We start from the raw sequence: 25386 nt of genomic DNA, 5'->3' as shown, positions 1-25386 counted from the left end.
TCAAGCAAGGCGCCAGACGGTCGTGCGCTTGACCTCGGCATCCTCCAGCACGCGCGTCACCGGAACCTGGTAGACGGCAAGCTGTTCCAGCCCGGTCTCGGGAAGGTAGGCGCGACCGGGATCGCCGACGAGGATCTCGGCGCCGCGCGCTTTCAGGGACGTGAACCAGGGCCGCAGCCTGTCGGCGAAGGCCTTGTCGTAAAAGACGTCGCCGGCGAGCACGACGTCCCAGCCATCGTCGGTGCCGACGCAATCCGTGCCGAGGAATTGCGCTTCAATGCCGTTCGCTTCGAGGTTGATGGCGATTGCCGTCTCGCAGAACGGGTCGATGTCGGCGGCGATGACTTGCGCAGCGCCTGCTTTCGCCGCGGCGATGGCGACGAGGCCCGAGCCGGAAGCGAAGTCGAGCACCCGCTTGCCGCGCACGGTTCCGGGGTGATCGAGCACATAGCGGGCGAGGCCCTGGCCGCCGGCCCAGGCGAAGGCCCAGAAGGGCGGCGGCAGACCGATCTCGGCCAGTTCCTCCTCGGTGCGCAGCCACAAATCATGCGCTTCGTCGGCGAGGTGCAAGAGCACTTCCGGCACATGCGGCGGCGCCATCAGCGCCGTGTTGTCGAGGATGAAGGTCTTCGCGCTTTTCGGCGTAAGTCGTTTCACGGCGCCGGGTTGAGCTCGGCCATGCGGCAGACCTCTTTCCATTCGGCCGGCGTCACCGGCTGCACGGAAAGCCGGCCGAGCCGGACCAGCGCCATGTCGGCGAGCTTGGGGTTGGCCTTCACTTGCTCCAGCGTCACCGGCTTCGGCACGTCCTTATAGGCGCGGATATCGACGCATTCCCAGCGCGGATCGTCGGTGGTGGTGTCGGGATGCGCCAGCGCGCAGACCTCGGCGATGCCGACGATGTCGAGCCCCTCATTGGAATGATAGAAGAAGCCGAGATCGCCGATCTGCATGGCCTTCATGTTGTTGCGGGCGGCGTAGTTGCGGACGCCATCCCATTGCGTGCCGGCCTTGCCCTTGGCCTTCAGCGCCTCGAAGGAAAAGACCGAAGGTTCGGACTTGAACAGCCAGTAATTCATATCGTTTGTCCCATCGCTTTGTCGCACCGCCACGCATGGCATTCCCGTCTATGCTTACTCTCTCGCCGTCGCCGCGGCGAGAGCAGCGAACGATCATGCGCTGGCGGGCTTCTGGAAGACCCAGTTCCACGGACGGATCTGCACGCTTTCGAACAGGCCGGCCTTGGCGTAGGGATCGGCGGCGGCGAGCGCCTGGGCAGCAGCCATGTCCGGCGCCTCGATCATCACCAGGCTGCCGTCCGGCTTGCCGTCTGCGTCGAGGAAGGGACCCGCAAAGGCAAGCTTGCCCTCAGCGATCAGGCCCTCCAGGAAGGCCGCATGCGCCGGCCGCGTGTCGACGCGCAGCTGCAGGCTGCCGGGCTTGTCCTTGCAAATCAACGCAAACAGCATTTTTCAACTCCGATCATTCAGATGTCGGTTTCGGTCTTGAGCGGGCGCGTCATCAGCGCAGTCACCGCCTGGCCGATGGTCACCTTGCCGTCGAGGATGGCGGCGACGGCCGAGATGATCGGCGCCTCGATGCCGCGCTCGGCGGCGATGCGGGCGGCGATGCCCGCCGTCGGCACGCCTTCGGCCAATGGCAGGCCGGCGAGCGGCTTGCCTTGGCCGAGCGCCAGGCCGTAGGCGAAATTGCGCGACTGCGCGGAAGAACAGGTGAGCAGCAGGTCACCGAGGCCGGAAAGCCCCATCAGCGTCTCGGGTTTCGCGCCGAAGGCGGCGCCGAGGCGGCGCAATTCGACGAAGCCGCGCGTCACCATGGCGGCCTGGGCACTGGCGCCTAACCCGGCGCCGGTGATCGCGCCGGCGGCGATAGCAAAGACGTTCTTCAGCGCGCCGCCGACCTCGACGCCGATCAGGTCGTCACTGGAATAGCAGCGCAGGTTCTCGGCCGAGAAGCGGGCGGCAAGCTCGGCGGCCAATTCCGCCTCGCGGGCGGCGACCACGACGGCAGTCGGCAGGCCGCGCGCGACGTCGCTCGCGAAGCTCGGACCAGAGAGCGCCGCGACCGGATTGTCCGGCAGGCTTTCCTCGACGATCGCCGACAGCAGCGCCCCGGTATCGCGCTCGATGCCCTTGGCGCAGAGCACCAGCGGCACGCCTGCAGGGACATGGCTGCGCGCAGAGGCGAGCACAGCGCGCAGCGACTGCGCCGGCGTGACGGCGAGCACGCAGTCGGCGCCGCCGAGCGCCGCGGCGATGTCGCTGGTGGCGACGATGCCCGGCTCGATCGTGATCCCCGGCAGATAGCGCGGGTTTTCGCCGCGATCGATGGCGGCGACGGTGTCCTGGTCGCGCGCATAGAGGCGGACGAAATGACCGGCTCGCAACATGGCGAGCGCCAGCGCCGTGCCCCAGGCACCGCCGCCCAGCACCGCGACGCGCCATCCGCTGGCAGGACTTTTGCTCTCCTTGCTGGTGATGCCTTTCTTGGTCATGCCTTGGCACCGCGCCGGCCCGAGCCGACCAAGGGAGCCGAAACACTGTCGAGCGGCCAGCGCGAGCGCGGCACGAAATCGGCAGCATTCTCGTCGACGATGCCGGCGCGCAGCCGCTCGATGCCGGCCCATGCGATCATCGCGGCGTTGTCGGTGCAAAGCTTTTGCGGCGGCGCCACGAAGGCGAAGCCCGCTTCCGAACACAGCGCTTCAAGCGTCGCCTTGATGGTGCGGTTGGCGGCGACGCCGCCGGCGACGACCAGCGCCGGCTTTGCCTGGCCCGGGAATTCCTGGCGGAAGCGGGCAAGGGCGCGGCCGACACGGTCGCCCAGCGCGTCAGCCACCGCCGCCTGGAAGGAGGCGCAGATGTCGGCGACGTCCTGGTCGCTCAGCGGCGCGATCGCCGTTGCCGCCTGGCGCACCGCCGTCTTCAGGCCGGAGAAGGAGAAGTCGGGCTGCGCCGAGCCTTTCATCGGGCGCGGGAAGGCAAAGCGGCCTGCGTCGCCGCCTGCCGCCGTCTTCTCGACATTCGGTCCGCCGGGATAGGGCAGGCCGAGCATCTTTGCCGTCTTGTCGAAGGCTTCGCCCAGCGCGTCGTCGATGGTGGTTGCCCAGCGCTGATAGTCGCCGACGCCGCGCACCGCGACGATCTGGGTGTGGCCGCCGGAGACGAGCAGCAGAAGATAAGGGAAATCGAGCCCATCGGTCAGCCGTGCCGTCAGCGCGTGGCCTTCAAGGTGGTTGATGGCGATCAGCGGCTTGTCGGCGGCCGCAGCGATCGCCTTGGCAGTCATCAGGCCCACGATCAATCCCCCAACCAGGCCGGGGCCGGCGGTGGCGGCGATGGCGTCGACCTCGTCCAGCGACACCGCCGAATCGGCAAGTGCTGCCTCGACGATACCGTCCAGCGCCTCGACATGGGCGCGCGCTGCGATTTCCGGCACGACGCCGCCGAAGGCCGCGTGCTCCTCGATCTGGCTGAGCACGACGTTGGACAGGATCTTCGGCGCGGCGGCGCCGTCCAGCGCCACCACGCTGGCCGCCGTCTCGTCGCAACTCGTCTCAATGCCCAGAACGCGGATCAATTGGTCGCTGTCCATGAAGGTTGTCTGACCGGCGTTTACTAGATAGGAGGTCTGCCGATATTCAGGTGATGCGGGCCTGCAAATGGCGGTTTTCTGCGCTTCCGGTGCTCACGTACCCAAAAGTACGCTCCGCTCCGGTTCTCGAAACCCACCATTTTCGGCTCGGCCTGACCTGAATCTCGACAGACCTCGAGTCACTCGGGGGTTATCACGGACCGCGCGCCATGCAAACTTTGAAAATCGGAACACGCGGAAGCCCGCTGGCGCTGGCCCAGGCGCATGAGGCGCGGGCGCGGCTGATGCAGGCGCATGGCCTACCCGAGCAGGCGTTCGAGGTGGTGCCGATCTCGACCAGCGGAGACCGCATCCAGGACCGGCCGCTCTCGGAAGCCGGCGGCAAGGGCCTGTTCACCAAGGAAATCGAGGAGGCGCTGCTCGACGGCCGCATCGACATGGCGGTGCATTCGTCGAAGGACATGCCGACGGTGCTGCCCGACGGGCTGGAGCTTTCCACCTTCCTGCCGCGTGAGGACGCGCGCGACGCCTTCATCGGCAAGAAGGTGAAGCGGATCGCCGACCTGCCGCATGGCGCCACGGTTGGGTCGTCGTCGTTGCGGCGCCAGGCGCTGCTCCGCCGCATGCGGCCGGACCTCGACGTGGTGATCTTCCGCGGCAATGTGCAGACCAGGCTGCGCAAGCTGGACGAAGGCGTCGCCGAAGGCACCATCCTCGCCTATGCCGGGCTGAAGCGGCTTGGCCTCGAACATGTCGTCACCGACCTGATGGCGCTCGAGGGTTTTCCGCCGGCGCCAGGCCAGGGCGCGATCGGCATCGAAACGCGCATCGGCGACCGCGACGTCGAGAAGATGCTGGCGGCGATCCATCATGTGCCGACCGGCCAGGCACTCGCCTGCGAGCGCGCCTTCCTGGCCGCGCTTGACGGCTCGTGCCGCACGCCCATCGCCGGTCATGCGACGGTAGCCGGCGAAAAACTCTCCTTCGCCGGGCTGATCATCTCGCCCGACGGCACGGAATCGCATGAGGTCCGGCTGGAAGGCGAGGCTGCGGATGCGGCGGAGATCGGCCTCGATGCCGCCCGCACAGTTCGCGCCAGGGCCGGCGCTAAATTCTTCGACGGCTGGGCCTGATATGGTCCGCGTCCTGGTGACGAGGCCGGAGCCTGGCGCGTCGCTCACGGCACGACGCCTCGAAGCCCTAGGATTCCAGCCGGTCTTGCTGCCCTTAACCGAGACGAGCGCATTGCCAGTCGAAGCGAGCATCGGCGGCGATGCCGTCGCGGTCGCTGTCACCAGCGCCAATGCGGTGCGGCATGCACCGAAAGCGCTGGTCGCGGCGCTTGCGGACCTGCCTTGCCACGCGGTCGGGAAAAGGACGGCCGAAGCCTGCCGCGTGGCGGGATTTCTCGCTGTCACGGAGGGTCCGGGCGATGCGGAGGCGCTGGCAGACACCATCACAGGCGATCTTGCCGGCAAGGCAATCGTCTATCTATGCGGTCGCGTCCGCTTCCCGGTGTTCGAGCAGCGGCTGGCGATGGCGGGTGTGCATGTCCAGGCGATCGAGACCTACGACACAACAGCGATCGACTATGGCGATGCAGAGGTGGCCGACCGCCTGTCGGGCCGATCGATCGATGCCGCGCTGCTCTATTCGGCCAAGGCCAGCACGGTGCTGGTCGGCCTGATGGCGCGGCCGACGCTGGGGCATCTCTTTGCAAAAACGGAATTCCTGGCGCTCTCTGCCCGGGTTGGGGGGCCGATGGAAAGGGTTGCCGGTAACAGGGTTCGCATCGCATCCAAACCCGAGGAAGATGCGTTGCTGGCCCTTTTGTCGCTGCCCGGCTGAGCCGCGTCATCACACCGCCCCTTTTCACCGCTTGGTGATGTGCTAGAGCATCCTGACGCTCTGACCCGTTGATCCATCCTCAAGCCAATTTGCGGAGCCCAAGCATGGTCAAGACGCCGAAGATGCGGCATTCGAAGACCCGGCGCGAGCCGGCGACCATCGAACTCGAGCCCGGCGCCGTCTCGCGAATCACCGACGAGGATGCCGCCAAGGCCGAGGCCAGCACCGCGCAGACCGACGAGGCGAAGGCGGAAGAGGCGGCCGCTGCTTCGCAGCCGGAAGCGCCGGAAGAGCCGATCCATGCCGAGCAGGCCGATATCGAGCCTTGGGAGCATAGCGACGCCGCCCAGGCGACGGCCGACAAGCCCGAGACCGGCAAGGACGAGCCGGAAAAGCCATATCCCGGCGGTTCCGATGCATCGAAGAGCCAGCCCAAGGGCTTCGACTACAATCTCGAGGATGCCTCCACGGCCAGCGCCGGCGCCTCCACCACGAAGCCAAGCGAGACGCGAAGTGAGACATGGGGCGAGGACCGCGTGCCGCAGCCACCGCGCAGAACCGGCGTCAACGCCATCGCCGCAGGCGTCATCGGCGGGGTGATCGCGCTTGCCGGCGCCGGCCTTTTGCAGGCCGTCGGACTGATTGGCGCGCCGGGATCGAACGGAGGATCGCTCGATGGGGTCAATGGCGAGATCGCTTCGCTGAAAAGCGAAATCGCGGCGCTGAAGGAAAGCGGCGACAGCGGGGCCTCGGCCAAGGTCGATGGTCTTTCCTCGGCGCTCGAGCAGGTCAAGACCGATGTCGCGGCGCTGAAATCCTCGGCTGGGCAGAGCGGCGACGCCTCCGCGCTCAAGGCGCTCGTCGACAAGGTCGGCCAGATCGAGACGGCCGTCGCCGAGCTGCGGAAGAACGGCAATGCGGCGCCCGTCGATCTCGGCCCGCTCAACGAGAAGATCGCCGGGCTCGACGCGCTGGTGAAGTCGACCGCCGACGCGGCCAAGGCCGAGGACGGCCGGATCGCGGCGCTGGAGCAGTCCATGTCGCAGCTTTCCGGCAAGGTCGAAGCGCAGGCCTCGCAGCCCAAGATCGCGCTGGCGATCGCCGCGTCGGCGCTGAAGTCGGCACTCGACCGCGGCGCGCCCTTCGCGACCGAGCTCGACACGTTCGCGGCGATCGCGCCGGACGCGCCGGAACTCGCTGCGCTGCGCTCCTATGCCGAGAAGGGCGTGCCGACCCGCGCCACCATCGCTTCGGAGGCCGATGCCGCCGCCAATGCCATGGTCGAGGCGGCAAAGCCCGTCGACCAGAATGCCGGCTTCTTCCAGAGCCTGGTGTCGAGCGCGGAATCGCTGGTCAAGGTGCGCCCGGTCGGCGCCATTGAAGGCAAGGGCGTCCCGGAAACCGTGGCCCGTATGGAAGTGGCGGTCAACCAGGGCGACTATGCCAAGGCCCTCAGCGAATACGACACGCTGCCCGACGCCGCGAAGGGCGCCGGCGCCGATTTTGCCGGCAAACTTAAGGCGCGGCTCGAGGTCGAAAAGCAGCTCGAAGCGCTGATTGCCGGCGCGACGAAGGCGTGAGGACGACAAGATGATCCGCCTCCTCGTCTTCCTCGCCGTCGTCTTCGCGCTGGGGCTGGGCTTTGCCTGGCTGGCCGACCGTCCGGGCGAGATGATCGTCACCTTCAACGGCTACCAATACCAGGTCACACTGATGGTTGCGGCGGTGGCAATCGTCGCCGTGGTCGCCGCGGTGATGATCGTCTGGTGGCTGATCAAGTCGCTGTGGAACAGCCCTTACACGATCTCACGCTATTTCCGCGTGCGCCGCCGCGACCGTGGTTATCAGGCGTTGTCGACCGGCATGATCGCCGCCGGCGCCGGTGACGGCGCGCTGGCGCGCAAGAAGGCCAAGGAAGCGGCCAAGCTGATCAGCTCCGACCGGGAGCCGCTCATCAACCTGCTCGACGCGCAGGCCTCGCTGCTCGAAGGCGATCATGAGGGCGCGCGGGAGAAATTCGAGCGCATGCTCGACGATCCCGAGATGCGGCTGCTCGGCCTGCGCGGGCTTTATCTGGAGGCCGAGCGGCTCGGCGACCGCAATGCCGCGCGCCACTATGCCGGCCGCGCGGCCGCAGTGGCGCCGCAGCTTGCCTGGGCAGCGGAATCGACCCTCGAAGAGTTGACCGAACGCGGCGACTGGGACGGCGCGCTGAAGCTGGTCGAGGCGCAGAAATCGACCAAACAGATCGAGCGCGACGCGGCCAACCGCCGCCGCGCCGTGCTGCTCACCGCCAAGGCGCAAGCGCTGGTCGACAGCGACCCGAACGCCGCCCGCACGGCGGCACTCGAAGCCAACAAGCTGGCGCCCGATTTCGCGCCGGCGGCGGTCATCGCCGCCGATCTGGTCATCCGGCAAAACGACGTGCGCAAGGGCTCCAAGATCCTGGAGACCGCCTGGAAGGCCGAGCCGCATCCCGATATCGCCGAGCTCTACACCCATGCAAGGCCGGGCGACGCCGTGCTCGACCGCCTCAACCGGGCGAAGAAGCTGCAGGAATTGAAGAAGAACCATGCCGAATCGTCGATGGCCGTGGCGCGCGCGGCGCTCGACGCGCAGGATTTCGCCACCGCGCGGCGCGAGGCGGAGGCAGCGATCCGCATGGATCGCCGCGAGGGCGCCTATCTTCTGCTCGCCGACATAGAGGAGGCCGAGACCGGCGACCAGGGCAAGGTGCGGCAGCTGCTATCCAAAGCGGTGCGCGCGCCGCGCGATCCGGCCTGGGTGGCCGACGGCGTCATCTCCGAGCGCTGGGCGCCGGTGTCGCCGGTCACCGGCAAGCTCGACGCCTTCACCTGGCGCGCGCCGATGGAGCGGCTCGGCCAGCTGATCGACAGCGACGCGGATGCTGTGGTGCCGGCGATCACCGCTGCGCCGCCTGTCCAGCCTGTCGCCGAGAAGGCGATCGACATCGTTGCCGATGCTGCGGCCGAGAAGCCGTCCCCGGCGCCGGCGAATGGCGGCGAGAAGGACGCGGCCGTTGCGGAAGCCGTCGGCGAGCCCGGAACCAATGGGCGGAGTCCGGAGCTGCCGCCTCTGCCGGACGATCCGGGTGTCGCGCCGGAAGAACAACCGGAAAAATCGCCGCGCCGGTTTCGTTTGTTTTGAGGCCGGGTTTGGTGGGCAGGGAAAAAACATCGATGTTCGAGCGCGTATTGTCCTTCCTGAGGGATCTGCCGGCAGGTCGCGAAGCCAAGCCGAGCGCCGATGATCCGCGCGTCGCGGCCTCGGCGCTGCTCTACCATGTGATGAATGCCGACGGCGTGCGCCAGGACGTCGAATGGGAGCGGTTCAAGCAGATCCTGGCCGAGACCTATTCGGTGAGCGGCGAGGAGCTCGATGCGCTGGCGGCAGCCGGCGAGCGCGCCGACAATGAGGCCATCGACCTCTACGCCTTCACCAGCGTGCTCAAGCGTCACCTCGACACCGAGGCGCGGAAGGCCTTCATCGGTCTGATGTGGGAAATCGTCTATGCCGATGGCGAGCTTGACGAGCTCGAGGACAACACCGTCTGGCGGGTCGCCGAGCTGATCGGCGTCGAGCGCCGCGACCGCATCGAGGCGCGCCGCAAGGCGGCGGCCGAGGTGCCCGGCGCCAAGGGCAAGTCGAGCGACGAATAACAGGACCCTTCGCCTTCCATGCCACCCAGACCGAGGCCGAGACCAAAAATCCTGATCGTGCTGCATCAGGAGACGTCGAGCCCCGGACGCGTCGGCCATATGCTTTTGGAAGAAGGCTTCGATCTCGACATCCGCCGGCCGCCATTGGGCGACGAATTGCCCTGCACGCTGGATGGTCATGCCGGCGCGGTCATCTTCGGCGGGCCGATGAGCGCCAATGACGAAGACGAGTTCGTGCGCCGCGAGACGGATTGGCTGGAAATCCCGCTGAAGGAGAACCGGCCGTTCCTCGGCATCTGCCTCGGCGCGCAGATGCTTGCCAACCATCTCGGCGGCAAGGTCGAGGGCCATGGCGAAGGACTGGTCGAGATCGGCTGGTATCCAATCAAAGCGACCGAGGCCGGCAAGAAACTGCTGCACTGGCCGGAGATGGTCTACCAGTTCCATCGCGAAGGCTTCTCGCTGCCAAAGGATGCGACGCTGCTGGCGACGGCGGAAACCTATCCTAACCAGGCGTTTCGATACGGCGAGAATGCCTGGGGCATCCAGTTCCATGGTGAGCTGACAAGGGTGATGATGCAGCGCTGGGTGGTGCGCGGCGCGCATCGCTTCGAATTGCCCGGCGCCCAGCCCGGCCGCGACCATCTCGGCGGCAGGCTGATCTGGGACATGCACCTCAAGCGCTGGCTGGGTGAGTTCTTGCAGGTGATCTTCGGCAGGCCAGCTGTGGGATAGAGCAAAAGCCGATTGCCCTGAGCGGCGTCGCGTCGGTCTCGGCGGAGCCGCGAATCTGTGCTAAGGCGCCGCCCGAACAATCAAAGGACGACAGCTGTGAGCGAACTGACCGTGGCCGAGGCGACCGAAAATATCTATGCCTCACTCCGAGCCGACAATGCCGACCTCGACGCGCATATCGCGGCACTCAAGGCCGTGCTGGCACGAGAGGGGAAGAAACAGGCGGTGTTCGATCCGGCCAGGCTGGTGCAGAACAACCGCGCCGGCCGCAAGCTGATGCAGGCATATTTCCGGCAGCGCGGCGTGAGCGTGAGCTTTTCGGAGTAAATTTGCTCCCGACCTGAGCTTCCGCGTCGGTGCCATCGTAGCTTAGCTACAAGCCCCGTACTCCATGGCGGCCGATGCGTGCCGTCGGCCTGATCCACCGCCCAATCAGTTGCGGCTGTTGAGATGCCTTACCTGCCGCAGCGCGGGGAACAGATAGGCCCACAATCCGGCGACCGCGATCGCGCCGATGCCGCCGATCACCACGGCAGGAACCGTGCCGATCAGCGCTGCCATGGTGCCGGCGCGGAATTCGCCGACCTCGTTGGAGGCGCCGACGAAGACCTGGTTGACGGCGTTGACGCGGCCGCGCACATCGTCAGGCGTCCAGAGCTGGATCAGCGTCTCGCGGATATAGACGCTGAACATGTCGGTGGCGCCGAGCAGGGCAAGCGCCACGATCGACAGCCAGGTGATGGTCGACAGGCCGAACAGCACTATCGAGGCGCCGTACAAGGCGACGAAGCCCAGCATGATCTTGCCGGCATGGTCGCGGATCGGATGACCGGCGAGCCAGACGGCGACGCAGATGGCGCCGATGCCGGGCGCCGAGCGCAGCAGGCCGAGACCCCAGGGGCCGAGTTCCAATATGTCGCGTGCGTAGACCGGCAGCAGCGCCGAGGCGCCGGACAGGAGCACGGCGAAGAGGTCGAGGGAGATCGCGCCGAGCACGATCTTCTCGCCCCAGATATAGCCGAAGCCGGCGAACAGCGTCTGCATCGTCGGCTTGTCGGTGGCCGTCTGCTGGGCGGGCTTGGGAATGGTGAAGATGAGCAGCGCGGCGGCGAGCATCAGCACGGCGGCGGTGGCGTAGGCGACTTCCGCCGATATGCCGTAGAGCAGGCCGCCGGCGACCGGGCCGACGATGGTTGCCGTCTGCCAGGCCGACGAGTTCCAGGCGATCGCGTTGGCGAAGTCTTCCTGCGGCACGAGATTGGCGAACAGCGAGGACGAAGCCGGGCCGTAGAAGGCGCGCGCAATGCCGAACATCACGAGCACCATGAAGATCGGCAGCGGGCTGCTCAGGCCGCGCAGCGTCAGAAGCAGCAGCGCCAGGGCGCAGCCGGCCTCGACCAGCGTCGCCAGCGTCATGATCAGCCGGCGGCCAAAGCGGTCGGCGACGACACCGGTGACCAGGACCAGAAGCAGCGAAGGCAGGAACTGGACGATGCCGACAATGCCGAGGTCGAACGGATCGCGGCTCAGGTCATAGACCTGCCAGCCGACGGCGACCGACACGATCATGGTGGCGAATGTCGTGAGGAAGCGCGCCGTCCAGTAGCTGAGGAAGGGGCGGTGCCGGAACGCGGCGTAGCGCTGGTCTGGTGACGTTGCTTCGACGGTCATGATTCGAGGGCCCCGTTGCGACAATGGCCGGCGGGGCACTTCCACGGTGGGCGCTGGTCCGGCCGCAACCCTTAGCCCAGTTCGTCTTGCCATGCGCGCAAAAAATCCGCGCTGGATCAAAGAAATCGAATTTTTTGCCGTGAAACCGACTCAGCCCCTCACCGCGGCCGAGATGGCCGCCAGCCCGCCGCGCAGTTCCGCTTCCGTCGGCCAGCCGAAGCCGAGGCGGAAGAAGCGTTTGGGCATCTCGAACCAGTGGCCGGGGCCAACATAGGTGCCGTGCTCCTCCAGCAGCCTGGTGTAGAAGCGGTCGAGGTCGAAGCCAGCATCGACGTTGAGCCGCGGGAACCCCACGACGCCACCCTGCGGCCGCACCCAATCGACCAGCTTCTCGCCGTCGATCCAGCCTTGCACTATGTCGCGGCGCCTGGCCATGTCCGGCAGGAGCGAGGCCAGGAAGGGATCACGGCGTTCGAGCACGGTGCGGGCGATCGCCTCGTCGATGACGCTGCCGCAGATGCCGATCTGCTCCTTGGCGGCGAGAAAAGTTTCCTGCAGCTCCGGATCCCGGGTCAGCAGCCAGCCTATGCGGATGCCCGGAATGCCGAAGGCCTTGGACAGAGAGCAGACGCTGATGGCGTTGGGACTGAGCGAGGCTGCTGCGGGCAGGCGCTCGCCATAAGAGAGGTCGCGATAGGTCTCGTCGACCAGCAGGCGGCATTTGCGGCTGTCGGCAAGCGCAACCAGCGCGTCGAGATCGGCGCGCGTCATCATCGCGCCGGTCGGGTTGTGCGGGCAGGTGACGCTGATCAGCCTGGTGTTCGGCCGCAACTCCGCGTTCACGCGTTCGATGTCGAGAACAAAGCCCTGGTCGAAATCGAGATCGACATAGGAGATGGCGCAGCCGATTGCTTTGGGCGTCTCGATATTGGTGGCGTAGTTCGGCCGCACCACCACGAGATGGTCGCTGGCCGAAAGCAGCGCGGTAGCGATGATGAACAGCGCGCCGGCCGCGCCGGCGGTCACCAGCACATCGTCAGGGGAAAGGCCCCGGTCCTGCGCGGCGATCAGCGCCCGCAAGTTCTTGTCGCCGCGATGCTCGCCATAGAACAAGGTGAGGTCCGGCAGCGCCAGACCGATGTCGGAGAGCTTCTGGTCGGCGATCGAGCTTTCGGAAAGGTTGTAGCGGATGCGGTCGTAGCCGTATTCCTCCGGCGCTTCCACCTCGATCAGCATCCTGGCATAATTCATGGCCGGTTCCCCCGTTGGAGCGCCTCGCCGTTTCGCGGAAACGGCAAATCGCTCCATTTCTTGTTTTTACGCAATTCCGGACGGAAGGCTACGGCGAGGCGCCGAGCCTACCCGCTTTACACTTTTCCTGGAATTGCTCGCCATATCCAAGCCATAAAAGCAGGAAGCCTGCCAAGGCGGATTCCTCGGCAGGCTTGCTTAAACCATTGGTGCAGGCGGGTTATTTCAGGCGGGCGCCTTGGCCTTCCTGCCCTTGGTGGGTTTCGCCGGCTCGGGTTCTGCCTTGCGGCCAAGGCCGATCGACTTGGCGAGCTGCGAGCGCGAGGCCGCATAGTTGGGCGCGACCATGGGGTAGTCGACCGGCAAGCCCCATTTGGTGCGGTAGGCTTCGGGCGTCAGGCCGAAATGCACGCCGATATGGCGCTTCAGCGATTTGAACTTCTTCCCGTCCTCGAGGCAGATGATGTAGTCCGGAGTCACCGAGCGCTTGGGATTGACGGCAGGGACCGGCGGGGGCGCGGCGGGTTCCACCGGCTGGCTGATCCCGCCGATCGATGAGGCGACGCTGGCGATCAGTCCGCCCAGGTCCGAAGCGGGCAGGCGGTTTTTCGCGACATAGGCCGATACGATGTGAGCGGTGAGCTCGAGCAGGTCGACTTCCTTGGCTGTGCTGATGTCCTCGTCCACGTAGTCCCTCCATTTCTGCCGCAAGGCCGCGAAACCGATCCGGCTTTCGCTGTGTGTAAATCAAAGCGCTGCGAGCGTTGTTGGCGAATTCTGAAAAGCCGCAGGGGCCGCAGGCCGGCGAATTCCTAGTCGGCAAATCTGCCCGACGCAACGTTTTGTCGCGTCAATACACGGTGTTTTGAACAATTATACTGAAATGTAACAATATCAGATGATCAGAGCCTTGTCGCGCCATAGACGAAATCCGCCCTCGAAAGCGCGAGTGTTGTCGCCGCGCCGGGATTTTTCAGGCAATTCATCGAGCTTGTCGACATTGCCGCCCCCGATCACGACATAATCCGGCTGCAAGGCGGCGCGAAGCCTGTCGACCACGTCGAAAACGTATTTGCGCCACTTCTTTTTCCCGTGCTTCACTAGGCCGCGTTCGCCGACGTAATCCTCGAACGTCGCTCCCTTTTTATAGGGCAGATGGGCAAGCTCCATGGGCTGGCCGACATTCTTGATGATCATGGCGGCGCCTAGGCCGGTGCCGAGGCCGAGGAACAGCATGCGGTCGCCGTCATAGCTGCCGATCGCCTGCATCAGCGCGTCGTTGACGAGCTTCACCGGCTTGCCGAAGGCGGCGGTGAAATCATAGCCGTTCCAGCCCTTGCCGAGATTGAAGGGATCGAGCGAGGGCTTGTTGTCGCGCACGGGGCCGGGATAGCCCATCGAGATGACGTCGTAGTCAAGGCCCTCTGCCAGTTTCTTGACCGAAGCGACGACCTGCTCGGGGGTGAGGCTCGGTCCGGACGCGACGCGGCGCATCTCTCCGCCGGCGCTGGTGAGGATTTTCACATGCGAGCCGCCGACATCGATGGCGAGCACGACCGGATCGCTGCTTGCCGCGGCTTTCTTCGCTGCCTTCGCCATTCCGTCCTCCCCGGAAGTTACTTGGTCGGATTGATCCAGCCGTCCGGCGGGCCGAAACCTTTCATGGCGTCGGCCGGTCCCCAGGTCTTGGGCGCATAGATCGCCGGCGGCGTGGTGTCGCCGAGCACCGGACCGACGATGCGCCAGGCAAGCTCGGCGGCGTCCTGGCGGGTGAAGAGCTGGCCGTTGCCGTTCATGGCGTCGCCGATCAGCCGCTCATAGGGCGGCATGTCGCCCTTGGTGTCATCCAGCGCGGTCAGTTCCACCTGCTCGCCGATCATGTCGTCGCCGGCGACCTTGCGCTGGGCGCCGATCGAGATCGCCACCTGCGGGTCGATGCGGAAGCGCACATAATTTGCGTCGCCCGGCTTGATCGGATCGAAGACGTCGAGCGGCGGCCGCTTCAGTCGCACGATCACTTCGGTCGCGTGCACCGGCATGTTCTTGCCGGCGCGGATGAAAAAAGGCACGTCCTGCCAGCGCCAGGTGTCGACGAAGAAGCGCACCGCAGCGAAGGTCTCGACGGGCGAGTTCGGCCTGACACCCGGCTCGGCCAGATAGCCGTCGAACTGGCCGCGCACGACATCGTCCTTGGTCAGCGTGCGAATGGCGCGCAGCACCTGCACCTTCTCGTCGATCAGGTCGTCGGCCGAGCGGCCGACCGGCGGCTCCATGGCCAGAAGCAGCAGAATGTTGAGCAAATGGTTCTCGATGACGTCGCGGATGCAGCCGACTTCGTCATAGAATTTGCCGCGGCCCTCGACGCCGAAATCCTCGGCCATGGTGATCTGCACGCTTTCGACGAAGTTGCGGTTCCAGATCGGCTCCAGGAAGGAGTTGGCGAAGCGGAAATAGAGCAGATTCTGGATCGCTTCCTTGCCGAGATAATGGTCGATGCGGAAGATCGACTGTTCGTCGAAGACCAGATGCAGCACCCGGTTCAGCCAGCGCGCCGACTGCAGGTCATGGCCGAAGGGCTTTTCGACCATCAGCCGCGCGCCGCGCGCGGTGCCGGACTGCTCCAGGCCTTGCACGACGGTCTCGAACATGGTCGGCGGCACCGCCATGTAGTGCAGCGGCCGCTGCGCGGAACCCAGCGCCGTCTTCAGCTTCTCGAAGGTCGCGCTGTCGCGGTAGTCGCCGCTGACATAGCGCAGCAGCGAGGCGAGCTTGGAGAACACCTTGTCGTCGACCGCGCCCAGCGCGGTGACGATGCCGTCGCGCGCACGGTCCACCAGCTTGGGCAGCTCCCAAGGCTCGAAGGCGACGCCGATCACCGGCTCGGTCAGTGTCCCCTTGGCGACCATCTGGTAGAGCGCCGGGAAAATCTTCTTATGCGCAAGGTCGCCGGTCGCTCCGAAAAGCACCAGCGTGTCCGACCTCTCCTGGCTCATGCAGTCTCTCCCCTCACGCGCCGGTCATCGGCTTTTCGACATGGCCGCCGAAGGCATAGCGCATGGCGGACAGAAGCTTGTCGGCGAACTGCGATTCGCCCTGCGAGGAGAAGCGGTCGAACAGCGCGGAGGACAGCACAGGGGCCGGGACGCCGGTGTCGATAGCCGCCTTCAGCGTCCAGCGGCCCTCGCCGGAATCGGAGACCCGGCCGCCGAACTGGGCGAGCGTCGGGTCGTTCTTCAGCGCGCCGGCGGTGAGATCGAGCAGCCAGGAGCCGATGACGCTGCCGTGCCGCCAGACCTCGGCGACCTGCGGCAGGTCGATGTCGAACTGGTAGTATTGCGGGCTTTCGAGCGGACTGGTCTCGGCGTCCGCGGTGCGCTGCCTTTTGCCGGCATTGGCCGACTTCAGGATGTTCATGCCTTCGGCATAGGCGGCCATGACGCCGTATTCGATGCCGTTATGCACCATCTTGACGAAGTGGCCGGCGCCGCTCGGGCCGCAATGGAGATAGCCGAAGGGCGCCGTGCCGGCATCCTTGGACGGGTTGGCGCCCGCATCGGCGCCGGGCGCCAACGTGGCGAAGACCGAATCGAGATGCTTCACCGCCTCGTCGGGGCCGCCGATCATCAGGCAATAGCCGCGCTCCAGGCCCCAGACGCCGCCGCTGGTGCCGACATCGACGAAGTTGATGCCCTTCACCGCCAGCTTGGCCGCCTGGTCGACGGCGTCACGGTAATAGGAATTGCCGCCGTCGATGATGATGTCGCCCGGCTCCATCAGCGCCGCGACCTGGTCGACGATCTTGCCGGTGATCGCGGCCGGCAGCATCAGCCAGGCGCAGCGCGGCTTGGCGAGCTTGGCGACGAATTCCTCCAGCGAGGCCGCGCCAATGGCGCCGTCCTTGACCATGCCGGCAACGCTTGCCGAATTGATGTCGTAGACGACGCATTCATGGCCGTCGCGCATCAGGCGCCGCACCATGTTGGCGCCCATCCTGCCCAGTCCCATCATTCCGATCTGCATGGTTTTCATCCCGATTGCTTGAGGAAGGAGAAGTATGGCCCTGCCGGATCACGATTGAGCGTTAATGCCGACGCTGAAGTCGACATTCTCCCAACGCATCGCCTCGGGCCAGAAAAAAGTGAAGACGATGGTGGTTCCCGGCTCCAGGCGGTTAACTGGCAAATCCACCAGATGGATGCCGAATGCGTTCTCCACCGTCTTGCTGTCCTGCACCGTCAGCCATTTGTCGCTGCTCCAATGGACGACTCCGGGCGCCGACAATTCGATGCGCAACGTCTTGCCGGCCGGAATGGAGCGGACCTTGTGGTTAAAGCGCCAGATCCGCAGCGGCGAGACCGTCTTGCCCTTGATGTAGCGTTCGACGCCCTGCGGCGGCAGGTCGAAGACGGCGCCGTCGCGCAGCGAGCGCAACAGCTTGATATGCTCGGCATGCGCCCAGACCAGCGGCATGGCGCTGCCGGAAGGGGCGCCCAGTCGCAATTCGCGCTCCGGCATGTCGCGGCGATCCCAGACCTGCTCGGGCAGGAGACCGCCCACGCCGGCCGAGCGCTCGAAGATCTCCAGCAGCTGCGCGGCTTTGTCCTTGCGACCGGCGGCCAGCTCGTAATGGGCGCGCTCGCCGGCAAGCAGCGGCCACGGCCTTCCGCGGCCGGTGCCGTTAAAAGGCGCGCCGTCCTCGTGCTCGCCATAGCCGTCGCCGTTATAGCGGTACCAGAGCGGGCCTTGCGGCAGGTCGCAGCGCAGTTCGGCGTCGATCGCCTTGACAGTGTTCAAGATGCACGGATCGTCCGCGGCTCTGAGCCCGAAACGCACCAGCGCCAGCGCGTCCGGGCTGATGATGGCTTCGGCCGGCTTGTCGGTGTCGCCAGGCGGCCGGTTCTTGATCGGAACGAAGCCGTCCTTCGGCGAGGCGGCGCCGCCGTCGTCGAGCGGCGCGATGCGGACATAATATCCCTCGATTCCCGCCCTGGTGCTGGCCTCCGTGCCGGTCACATAGGTCCAGCGCTCGATCTGATCATTCCAGCAATCGGCGATCTCGCGCAGATAGTTTGCCGGCTCATTTTTGCCGCTGGCGTCGAGCATGTCGGCGGCTGCGAGCAATGCGGCTATTTCCACGGCCAGGGTGAACGGGCTGTAGCCCGCATCCTCTTCCCAGCGATCCTCGCCCGTGACCGGGCCGTTGCGCACGACATAGGCGGCCGCGTTCTCGATCATCGCCAGGAAGTCGGCGAGCTTCGACTTCGGCAGATGGCCGGCGCGGCGCAGGGCGTCGGCAAGCAGCAGCGGAAAGGCGCATTCATCCATCTGGATGCCGGGCCAATAGGCGGTGCCGTCGGACCAGCAATTCTGCGGCCAGTGGCCGTCCGGCTGCTGGATCGAGCGCAGATAGGTGAGGATCTGCAGCGCCTGCCTGCCGTCGCCGGCGGCGAGGAAGCCCCCGGCCGTCTCGACCAGGTCGCGCGGCCAGACGAGATGATAGCCGCCGAGATCGTCGTCGCCCTTGTTGAAACCCCAGGGGATCGACAGGCTGGCGACGGCGGCGCCGGGCCGCGCGATCGACAGATGCGTCGCCAGCACCGCCGTGCTGGCGCGGTAAGAGTTCAGACCGGAAGCGGCGCGGCGGTCGAGCTTTTCCAGCCTTGCCTGGAACGCCCGCCAATTGTCGACATAGGTCTTCGCCGCCGGCTCGAAGCCCTGTTTCAGGCTTCCAAGGGCAAGGTCGGCGGCTTCCTCGGGTGAAGCGCCGAAGCCGAGCGCCAGCAAAGCAACCGTCCTGCCGGTCGAAAAGCCGATCTCGCCGGTGAGTGCGACATTGCCGTTTTCGGCTGTATGACAGGAAGGATCGAGCGCGCCACTATCGTGCAGTTGCTGCCAGCCGTCGGAGAAGCCGACATAGCCGGCCGAACAGGCGCGCCAAGGCAACGAGGAGGCAAGCGCCAGCGAGACGCCACGTCCGGTGGCAAAGAGAAGGCGCTGCCCCTTGTGCTCGCCAATCCACGCCGTGTTGCCCATGCCGGCGTTGACGAGATGCGGCGCAAGCAGCGCGTAGACGCGATAGTCGGTCGCCTGGCCCTTGAGCGCGGTGAAACTGGTTTCCTGCAGCAGCACAGGCCGTTTGGAGTCCGTAACTATGCGCTTCTCGAGCTGGTAGGCCCCATCGGAAGCGATGTTGGTCAGCCGGTAACCAGGCACCCCGTCCTCGAAAGACTCGACAGTGTGGGCCGCATCGCGCTTCTCTTCGGAAAAATAGCCGCCGGGACCGGTGACGATCAGCCCCAGGTCGCGCGTGCAGGCGCTGTCGAGGCGCGGATAATAGATCTCGTTCAGGATGCCGTGGCTGGTTGTGAACCAGAGCGGGCTTTTTGCCGAAAGGGCGGTTCCGACGCCGCTCTTGGCGCTTGACGTCCAGCGTGCGGGAATTCCGGGCGCGCCTTGAGCAACGGTCGGCGTCACTGCCATGCATTGGCCTCCTGCCGCGTTCCTAGACCAGGAGTCGCCGTCTTTTCAATCGTCGCACCGCAAGTTGATCGGGCAGTGCCAATGCTTTGCAGTTGACAGCTTGCGGTTCGTCTGAATTTGTCTGACAATAGATAAAAAACAGGCATTCGCGTTACGACCATCCATTAAGATCAGCAACCCCGGGAGGAAAAATATGAAGAAACTGCTCGTTTTAAGTGCATTCGCGGCGATGCTCGCCTCGGGCACGGCGCTCGCCGACACCAGCGGCAAGAAGATCGCCTTCTCCAACAACTATGCCGGCAATTCCTGGCGCCAGGCGATGCTCGACAGCTACGCCATCGTCACCAAGAAGGCGGTCGAAGACAAGGTGGTCGCGGCGGCGGACGTCTTCACCACCGCCGACAAGGAAGTACCGACGCAGGCCGCGCAGGTGCAGAACCTGATCCTGCAGGGCTATGACGCCATCGTCATCAACGCCGCCTCGCCGGATGCGCTGAACGGCGCCATCAAGCAGGCCTGCGACGCCGGCATCGTCGTCGTCTCCTTCGACGGTATCGTGACGGAGCCCTGCGCCTACCGGGTTGTCGTGGACTTCAAGGACATGGGCAAGCAGGAAGTCGAGCAGATGGCGAAGTTCCAGCCGAAGGGCGGCAACCTGCTCGAAATCCGCGGGCTCGCCGGCACCTCGATCGACGACGCCATCCACGCCGGTATCCTCGAAGGCGTCGCGGCCCATCCCGAGTTCAAGATAGTCGGTTCCGTGACCGGCGACTGGGACCAGACCACGGCGCAAAAGGCGGTGGCGACCATCTTGCCTTCGCTGCCAGAGATCGTCGGCGTGGTCGACCAGGGCGGTGACGGCTATGGCGCGGCGCAAGCTTTCGCCGCCGCCGGCAAGCCGCGCCCGACCATCATCATGGGCAACCGGCAGGACGAGTTGAAGTGGTGGAAGGAGCAGAAGGACAAGGACGGCTACCAGACCTGGTCGGCCTCGATCGCGCCCGGCGTGTCGACGCTCGCCTTCTGGGTGGCGCAGCAGGTGCTCGACGGCCGCAAGGACGTGCCGCACGACCTCTTGGTTCCGTATCTTGCCTTCACCCAGGACGATTTCGAAGCCGCGCTGCCGAAGATCAAGGAAGGTGGCGTCGCCACGCATGAATACACGCAGGAAGACGCCATCGCGGCCATCAAGGCCAACATCAAGCAATAGCGGCGCGACATTGCCAGCCGCATCGGCAACCGGATAAAGTTGAGGATGCTTCAGGCTATTGCGGATATCGTCAGGCTCAACGGCGCCGAAAAACATTTCGGCGCCGTTCGGGCGCTTAACGGCGTCGACTTCCATGTCGGCGCCGGCGAATGCGTCGGGCTGGTCGGGCACAATGGCGCCGGCAAGTCGACGCTGATGCATATGGTGGCCGGCACGCTGCGGCCGGATGGCGGGCAGATCGCGGTGCGCGGCAATCAGGAGGCGAGCTATTCGGTGGCGCGGGCGCTGGAGCTCGGCATACGCTGCGTCTTCCAGGAGCTGTCGCTCTGCCCCAATCTCAGCGTCGCCGAGAACACCCGCATCAACCATCCCTCGCTTGCCGGCTTCGGCTGGCGGCGCAAGGCCGCTGATCTCATCCGCGCCAAGCTCGACGAGATCTTCCCCGGCCACGGCATTTCGGCGGACGACATCGCCGGCGACCTGTCGATCGGCCGGCGCCAGATGGTCGAGGTGGCGCGCGCTTTCACGCTGACCCGCGAGCCGCTGCATCTGGTCATCCTCGACGAGCCGACCTCCTCGCTCGACGCGCATACCGCAGGCCAGCTCCTATCCTTCGTGCGCCGCTTCGTCGAGCAGGGCGGCAGCTGCATCCTGATCTCGCATGTGCTGGGCGAGGTGCTGCAGCACGCCGACCGCATCGTGGTGATGCGCGACGGCAAGGTGGTTGCGGCCGATGCCGCGAGCGCTTTTGACCGCGACAGACTGGTCGCCGCCATGGGCGGCGCCGAAGGACATCAGAAGGCCGCGGCCGAAGCCCGGAAAATCGAGGCCGGCGCGCTCAGGGTTCGCGCGCGCCCGGCCAGGCAGCAGGACGACAAGGAGCTTGTCGCCCGCGCCGGCGAGATCATCGGCCTTGCCGGGCTTGCCGGTCACGGTCAGACCGACCTTTTGCTGGCGATCTTCTCGGCCGCCTCTCGGGCCAAGGCCGGCATCGAGGTCACCGCGCCCGTCGCGCTGGTCGCCGGCGACCGCCAGTCGGACGGCATCTTTTCGCAATGGTCGATCGCGCAGAATATCGGCATCCGCTCGCTGGCCAGGCTGCGCAAGGGTCTGCTGATCTCCCCTCAACGCGAGGCCGAGCTCGCCGAGTTCTGGAAGAAGAAGATCGGCATCCGCACACCCGACATGAACAACAACATCTATTCGCTGTCGGGCGGCAACCAGCAGAAGGCGCTGTTTGCCCGCGCGCTCGGCTCCGACGCCGAGATCGTGCTGATGGACGATCCGATGCGCGGGGTCGACATCGGCACCAAGCTCGAAGTCTATGACCTCGTGCGGGAGGAGGCCGCGAAGGGCCGAACCTTCCTCTGGTACACGACCGAGACCGAAGAGCTCGACAATTGCGACCATGTCTATGTCTTCAAGAACGGCCGCATCGTCGCCAATCTGCGGCGCGACGAACTGACGGAGGAAAAGATCATCCAGTCCTCGTTCGGCGATGCGGCCTGAGATGACCGCGCTCGCTCCCGGCACGGTCCCCAGAACCTCGCCGCGCGGCAGCGCGGCGCGGGCGCGCATGCTGCGCAGCCTGCTGCCGGCGCTGTCGCTGGCGCTGGTGCTGATGGCGATCGCCTGGCTCAATCCGCGCGCCATCAGCTATTTCGGCTTCAACCTGATGCTCAACCTGGCGATCCCGATCGCGCTGGCGACGATCGCGCAGATGTTCGTCATCGCCGGCAATGAGCTGGATCTCTCGATCGGCACTTTCGTCGGCTTCGTCGGCTGCGTCACCGCGACATGGCTGAGGGAGGCGCCCCTGCTGGGCATTCTCGTGCTGCTCGGCTCGATCGGCGTCTATGCACTGCTCGGCGCGCTGATCCATCTGCGCAATCTGCCGTCGATCGTGGTGACGCTCGGCATGAGCTTCGTCTGGCAGGGGCTTGCCATCCTCATCCTACCCAAGCCCGGCGGCAAGGCGCCGGACTGGCTGCTGGCAATCATCTCCTTCAAGCCGCCTTACATCCCGTTCCCGATCCTTGCCGCGTTGCTGATCGCCGCGGTCGTGCATTTCGGCCTGATGCGCACCTCCTACGGCGTCATTCTGCGCGGCTCGGGCGGCAATGCCGCGGCACTGCGGCGCGCCGGCTGGTCACTGCTCAGGACCAAGATTGTGCTGTTCGCGCTGACCGGCCTGTTCGGCGTGCTTTCCGGTATGGCCCTGATCGGCATCACCACGTCGGCCGACGCCAATATCGGCAATGGCTACACGCTGCTCTCGATCGCTGGCGTCATCCTCGGCGGCGGCGAGTTCGTGGGCGGGCGCGTGTCGCCGATCGGCGCGGTCATCGGTGCGCTGACGCTGGCTTTGGCCGCCTCGCCGCTCTTGACCTTCATGCACATTCCGCCGGACTGGCAGGTGGCCGCCAACGGCGCGATCCTGATCATCGTGCTGGCGGCGCGGGTGCTGATCAGCCGCAGGGAGCGGTGAGCGATGACTTCGGTTCGGATGGTGCTCGAAAAACCCTGGATCTGGTCCTTCGCCGGTGCGCTCGTCGTCTGGCTGGCAACCGTTGCCTTCACGGGCGGTTACGGTGCCGGCGGCATGGTCACGGCAGCGCTTTCGCTTGCCGTCTTCACGGTCATCGTCGGCATCGGCCAGATGTTCGTCATCACGCTGGGACCCGGCAATGTCGATTTGTCGCTGCCGGCCAATATCGGGCTGGCCAGCGCGGTCGCCATGAAGGTGATGGGCGGCAGCGATTCCATGATCCTCGTCGGGCTGCTCGCAGCACTCGCCTGCCCGGCGCGGCGATCGGCGCCATAAACTATCTCTTGATCTGGGCGCTGCGCATCCCGCCGATCATCGCGACGCTGTCGGCAAGCTTCATCATCCAGTCGGTCGACATCAGCTACGGCCGCGGCCTGCAGATCAAGCCGCCGCCGGGCTTCGCCGACTTCACCAACTGGCAGGTGCTGGGCATCCCCGTGCTGGCGATGCTGACGGTGATCTTCACCATCGGCGCGGCACTTGCGCTGCAGCGCATGATCTATGGCCGTTCGGTGCTGGCGATCGGCCAGAACATCCGCGCCGCATGGCTCGCCGGCGTCCATGTCGGCCGCATCCGCTTCCTCACCTACACGCTGTGCGGCGCGCTGGGCGGCATAGACGGGGCGCTGCTTGCCGGCTATTTCCGCGGCGCCAATGTCGACATCGGCAACGAATATCTGCTGGCCTCGATCGCGGTCGTGGTCATCGGCGGCACCTCGGTCGCGGGCGGCAAGGCGAATGTGCCCGGCGTCTGGGGCGCCGGGCTGTTCCTGGTGCTCTTGCTCACCATGCTCAACACATTCGGCGTCAGCGCCGGCGTGCGGCTGGTGCTGACCGGGCTGATCATTGTCGGTGTGATCACCGCGGCCGGCGGCGAGAAGGCGGTGCGCTAAAGCAATTCCAGGAAAAGTGTGAAGCGGTTTTCCGTCCGGAATTGCGACAAACAACAACCCCTATTTGGCCGCCTTGGCCCGGGCGATCGCGTCGACGATCATCTTCTTGGCGTATTTGGAATCGTGCCAGCCCTCGATCTTGACCCATTTGCCGGGCTCGAGATCCTTGTAGTGCTCGAAGAAGTGCTGGACCTGCTGGCGCGTGATCTCGGGCAGATGCGTGTATTCGGTGACGTTCTCGTAGCGCAGCGTCAGCTTGGGCGAGGGGACGGCGATCACCTTCTCGTCCTGGCCGGCATTGTCTTCCATGATCAGAACGCCGATCGGCCGCACATTGATGACGCAGCCCGGCACCAGCGCGCGCGTGTTGCAGACCAGAACGTCGATCGGATCGCCGTCGCCCGACAGCGTGTGCGGCACGAAGCCGTAATTGCCGGGATAGCGCATCGAGGTGTGCAGGAAACGATCGACGAACAGCGTACCGGCTTCCTTGTCCATCTCATACTTGATCGGCTCGCCGCCGATCGGCACCTCGATGATGACGTTGATGTCGTCCGGCGGGTTCTTCCCGGTGGGCACGGCTTCGATACGCATGGCTAAATCCCTCTCTCGATTGCAAGACCGATAGCGGGCGAAGCGTCATGGTGCAATGCGGCGAATAGCACTGAACGCCCATGGAAGCGCACAGTTTGTGATGGATTGTAACCTAGGCGAGGTTAGTCATTCCAGACGAAAGCCACTTTCTTCAGCGCCTTCTGCTCGAAGACCTCGACGCCTTCGGCGATATCGCGGCCGCCATTGCCGGCATAGAAGGCCAAGGCGTTGTGATTGTCTTCCAGCGCCCACACCACAAGGCCACGCAGGCCATGGTCGGCGAGCCTGGCCTTGGCCGCCTTGAACAGCCGGCTGCCAAGCCCGATGCCCTGATATTCCGGCCGCAGATAGAGTTCGTAGATCTCGCCCTGCTGGCGGAGCTCGCGGGCGCGGTTTTTGCCGATCGTGGCATAGCCGGCGACCGTTCCGCCGATCTCGACCACCAGCACGGTGGTCGCGCGGCGAATCGCGTTTGCCCACCAGTCGACGCCGCGACGGTTGATCATCGAGGTCAGCGTGCGGTGCGGGATGATGCCCGAATAGGCGCCGCGCCAGGCCTGCTGGTGCACCTCGGCGATGGCGCTCGCGTCGCGCGGTTCTGCCTTCCTGATATCGATCGTGAGCGTGTTCATGATTGGTTAACCATAAACCCGCCTCGTCCGATTGCAAAGAGTCCCCCCAACAGGCCTCGACGCTTTCGCACAGGCGAAAGGCGCTTCTGACGACGAGGCCTTCATTTCGGTGAAATCGGCGGAAACGCCGGGGACTGTTGAAGCCGCCCCAACGTCGTCATTCTAGGGTCTTCGCGACGGAGCTTCGCTCCTGCTCCGCCCTAGAATGACGATCGCGATGGGCGTTTCG

Annotated in this window: 24 protein-coding genes and 1 pseudogene; 11 read left to right on the top strand and 14 right to left on the bottom strand. The window is 65.6% G+C overall.

Annotated features, from left to right (window positions below):
* The 5 genes from ACVMIM_RS02685 to tsaD form a co-directional block, all read right to left on the bottom strand.
* Positions 1-699, bottom strand: coding sequence for a class I SAM-dependent methyltransferase (locus tag ACVMIM_RS02685; RefSeq protein WP_476110249.1), 699 nt, complete (start codon positions 697-699; stop codon positions 1-3).
* Entirely contained in the window at positions 654-1079 is a 426-nt protein-coding gene (locus tag ACVMIM_RS02680) for an EVE domain-containing protein (RefSeq protein ID WP_224531891.1), read from the bottom strand. The genes ACVMIM_RS02685 and ACVMIM_RS02680 overlap by 46 nt, the downstream gene beginning before the upstream one ends.
* A 93-nt stretch (positions 1080-1172) precedes the next feature.
* Positions 1173-1469, bottom strand: a complete 297-nt coding sequence (locus tag ACVMIM_RS02675) for a YciI-like protein (protein ID WP_476110247.1) — start codon at positions 1467-1469, stop codon at positions 1173-1175.
* Between the two features lie 17 nt (positions 1470-1486).
* Entirely contained in the window at positions 1487-2515 is a 1029-nt protein-coding gene (locus ACVMIM_RS02670; RefSeq protein ID WP_476110245.1) for an NAD(P)H-dependent glycerol-3-phosphate dehydrogenase, read from the bottom strand.
* Positions 2512-3597: a tRNA (adenosine(37)-N6)-threonylcarbamoyltransferase complex transferase subunit TsaD gene (gene tsaD, locus ACVMIM_RS02665; protein WP_476117074.1), complete on the bottom strand. Its 1086-nt coding sequence runs from the start codon at positions 3595-3597 to the stop codon at positions 2512-2514. Before tsaD ends, ACVMIM_RS02670 begins: the two co-directional genes overlap by 4 nt.
* A 227-nt stretch (positions 3598-3824) precedes the next feature.
* Here tsaD and hemC point away from each other — a divergent pair, with 227 nt between their 5' ends.
* The 7 genes from hemC (at position 3825) to ACVMIM_RS02630 (ending at position 10205) form a co-directional block, all read left to right on the top strand.
* Positions 3825-4748 (top strand): hydroxymethylbilane synthase, encoded by a 924-nt coding sequence (gene hemC / locus ACVMIM_RS02660; RefSeq protein WP_476110243.1) that lies wholly within the window; start codon positions 3825-3827, stop codon positions 4746-4748.
* Positions 4690-5463 (top strand): uroporphyrinogen-III synthase, encoded by a 774-nt coding sequence (locus ACVMIM_RS02655; protein WP_476110241.1) that lies wholly within the window; start codon positions 4690-4692, stop codon positions 5461-5463. The genes hemC and ACVMIM_RS02655 overlap by 59 nt, the downstream gene beginning before the upstream one ends.
* 104 nt (positions 5464-5567) lie before the next feature.
* Positions 5568-7043, top strand: coding sequence for a COG4223 family protein (locus tag ACVMIM_RS02650; protein ID WP_476110240.1), 1476 nt, complete (start codon positions 5568-5570; stop codon positions 7041-7043).
* A 10-nt stretch (positions 7044-7053) separates the two neighbouring features.
* Positions 7054-8631 (top strand): heme biosynthesis HemY N-terminal domain-containing protein, encoded by a 1578-nt coding sequence (locus ACVMIM_RS02645; protein ID WP_476110238.1) that lies wholly within the window; start codon positions 7054-7056, stop codon positions 8629-8631.
* A 32-nt stretch (positions 8632-8663) separates the two neighbouring features.
* Entirely contained in the window at positions 8664-9143 is a 480-nt protein-coding gene (locus ACVMIM_RS02640; RefSeq protein ID WP_476110236.1) for a tellurite resistance TerB family protein, read from the top strand.
* Between the two features lie 18 nt (positions 9144-9161).
* Entirely contained in the window at positions 9162-9878 is a 717-nt protein-coding gene (locus ACVMIM_RS02635) for a glutamine amidotransferase (RefSeq protein ID WP_476110234.1), read from the top strand.
* 96 nt (positions 9879-9974) lie between these two features.
* Entirely contained in the window at positions 9975-10205 is a 231-nt protein-coding gene (locus ACVMIM_RS02630) for a hypothetical protein (protein ID WP_476110233.1), read from the top strand.
* A gap of 105 nt (positions 10206-10310) precedes the next feature.
* Here ACVMIM_RS02630 and ACVMIM_RS02625 read toward each other — a convergent pair whose 3' ends face one another.
* The 7 genes from ACVMIM_RS02625 to ACVMIM_RS02595 form a co-directional block, all read right to left on the bottom strand.
* Positions 10311-11552 carry an MFS transporter gene (locus ACVMIM_RS02625; protein WP_476117073.1) on the bottom strand — a complete coding sequence of 414 codons (1242 nt, stop codon included), beginning with the start codon at positions 11550-11552 and terminating at the stop codon, positions 10311-10313.
* A gap of 147 nt (positions 11553-11699) precedes the next feature.
* Positions 11700-12800: an aminotransferase class I/II-fold pyridoxal phosphate-dependent enzyme gene (locus ACVMIM_RS02620; protein ID WP_476110231.1), complete on the bottom strand. Its 1101-nt coding sequence runs from the start codon at positions 12798-12800 to the stop codon at positions 11700-11702.
* A gap of 225 nt (positions 12801-13025) precedes the next feature.
* Positions 13026-13487, bottom strand: coding sequence for a Ros/MucR family transcriptional regulator (locus ACVMIM_RS02615; RefSeq protein ID WP_476110229.1), 462 nt, complete (start codon positions 13485-13487; stop codon positions 13026-13028).
* Positions 13488-13694: 207 nt separating this feature from the next.
* Positions 13695-14399, bottom strand: a complete 705-nt coding sequence (locus ACVMIM_RS02610; RefSeq protein WP_476110227.1) for an ROK family protein — start codon at positions 14397-14399, stop codon at positions 13695-13697.
* Between the two features lie 17 nt (positions 14400-14416).
* Positions 14417-15793: a glucose-6-phosphate dehydrogenase gene (gene zwf / locus ACVMIM_RS02605; RefSeq protein ID WP_476110225.1), complete on the bottom strand. Its 1377-nt coding sequence runs from the start codon at positions 15791-15793 to the stop codon at positions 14417-14419.
* A gap of 13 nt (positions 15794-15806) precedes the next feature.
* On the bottom strand, positions 15807-16820 hold the full coding sequence (gnd, locus tag ACVMIM_RS02600) for a phosphogluconate dehydrogenase (NAD(+)-dependent, decarboxylating) (RefSeq protein WP_476110223.1): 1014 nt from the start codon (positions 16818-16820) through the stop codon (positions 15807-15809).
* Between the two features lie 48 nt (positions 16821-16868).
* A complete protein-coding gene (locus tag ACVMIM_RS02595) occupies positions 16869-19280 on the bottom strand; it encodes a glucan 1,4-alpha-glucosidase (protein WP_476110221.1) in 2412 nt (803 codons plus the stop codon).
* A gap of 193 nt (positions 19281-19473) precedes the next feature.
* On the opposite strand from ACVMIM_RS02595, the gene ACVMIM_RS02590 reads away from it, so the two are divergent.
* The 4 genes and pseudogenes from ACVMIM_RS02590 to ACVMIM_RS02575 all read left to right on the top strand — a co-directional run bounded on the left by ACVMIM_RS02590 (position 19474) and on the right by ACVMIM_RS02575 (position 23931).
* Positions 19474-20490 (top strand): ABC transporter substrate-binding protein, encoded by a 1017-nt coding sequence (locus ACVMIM_RS02590; RefSeq protein WP_040996471.1) that lies wholly within the window; start codon positions 19474-19476, stop codon positions 20488-20490.
* Between the two features lie 45 nt (positions 20491-20535).
* Positions 20536-21999 carry a sugar ABC transporter ATP-binding protein gene (locus ACVMIM_RS02585; protein WP_476110219.1) on the top strand — a complete coding sequence of 488 codons (1464 nt, stop codon included), beginning with the start codon at positions 20536-20538 and terminating at the stop codon, positions 21997-21999.
* Position 22000: 1 nt separating this feature from the next.
* A complete protein-coding gene (locus ACVMIM_RS02580) occupies positions 22001-22978 on the top strand; it encodes an ABC transporter permease (protein WP_476110217.1) in 978 nt (325 codons plus the stop codon).
* Between the two features lie 3 nt (positions 22979-22981).
* Positions 22982-23931 (top strand): annotated as a pseudogene (locus ACVMIM_RS02575) (ABC transporter permease).
* 60 nt (positions 23932-23991) lie between these two features.
* Here the strand turns inward: ACVMIM_RS02575 and ppa are convergent.
* Both ppa and ACVMIM_RS02565 read right to left on the bottom strand, forming a co-directional pair.
* Entirely contained in the window at positions 23992-24525 is a 534-nt protein-coding gene (gene ppa / locus ACVMIM_RS02570; protein ID WP_040996475.1) for an inorganic diphosphatase, read from the bottom strand.
* 122 nt (positions 24526-24647) lie between these two features.
* Positions 24648-25157 carry a GNAT family N-acetyltransferase gene (locus ACVMIM_RS02565; protein ID WP_040996476.1) on the bottom strand — a complete coding sequence of 170 codons (510 nt, stop codon included), beginning with the start codon at positions 25155-25157 and terminating at the stop codon, positions 24648-24650.
* Between the last annotated feature and the right edge of the window lie 229 nt (positions 25158-25386).

The organism is Mesorhizobium sp. USDA 4413 (assembly GCF_056280365.1).
This window is presented reverse-complemented; position numbering and strand designations above follow the sequence as displayed.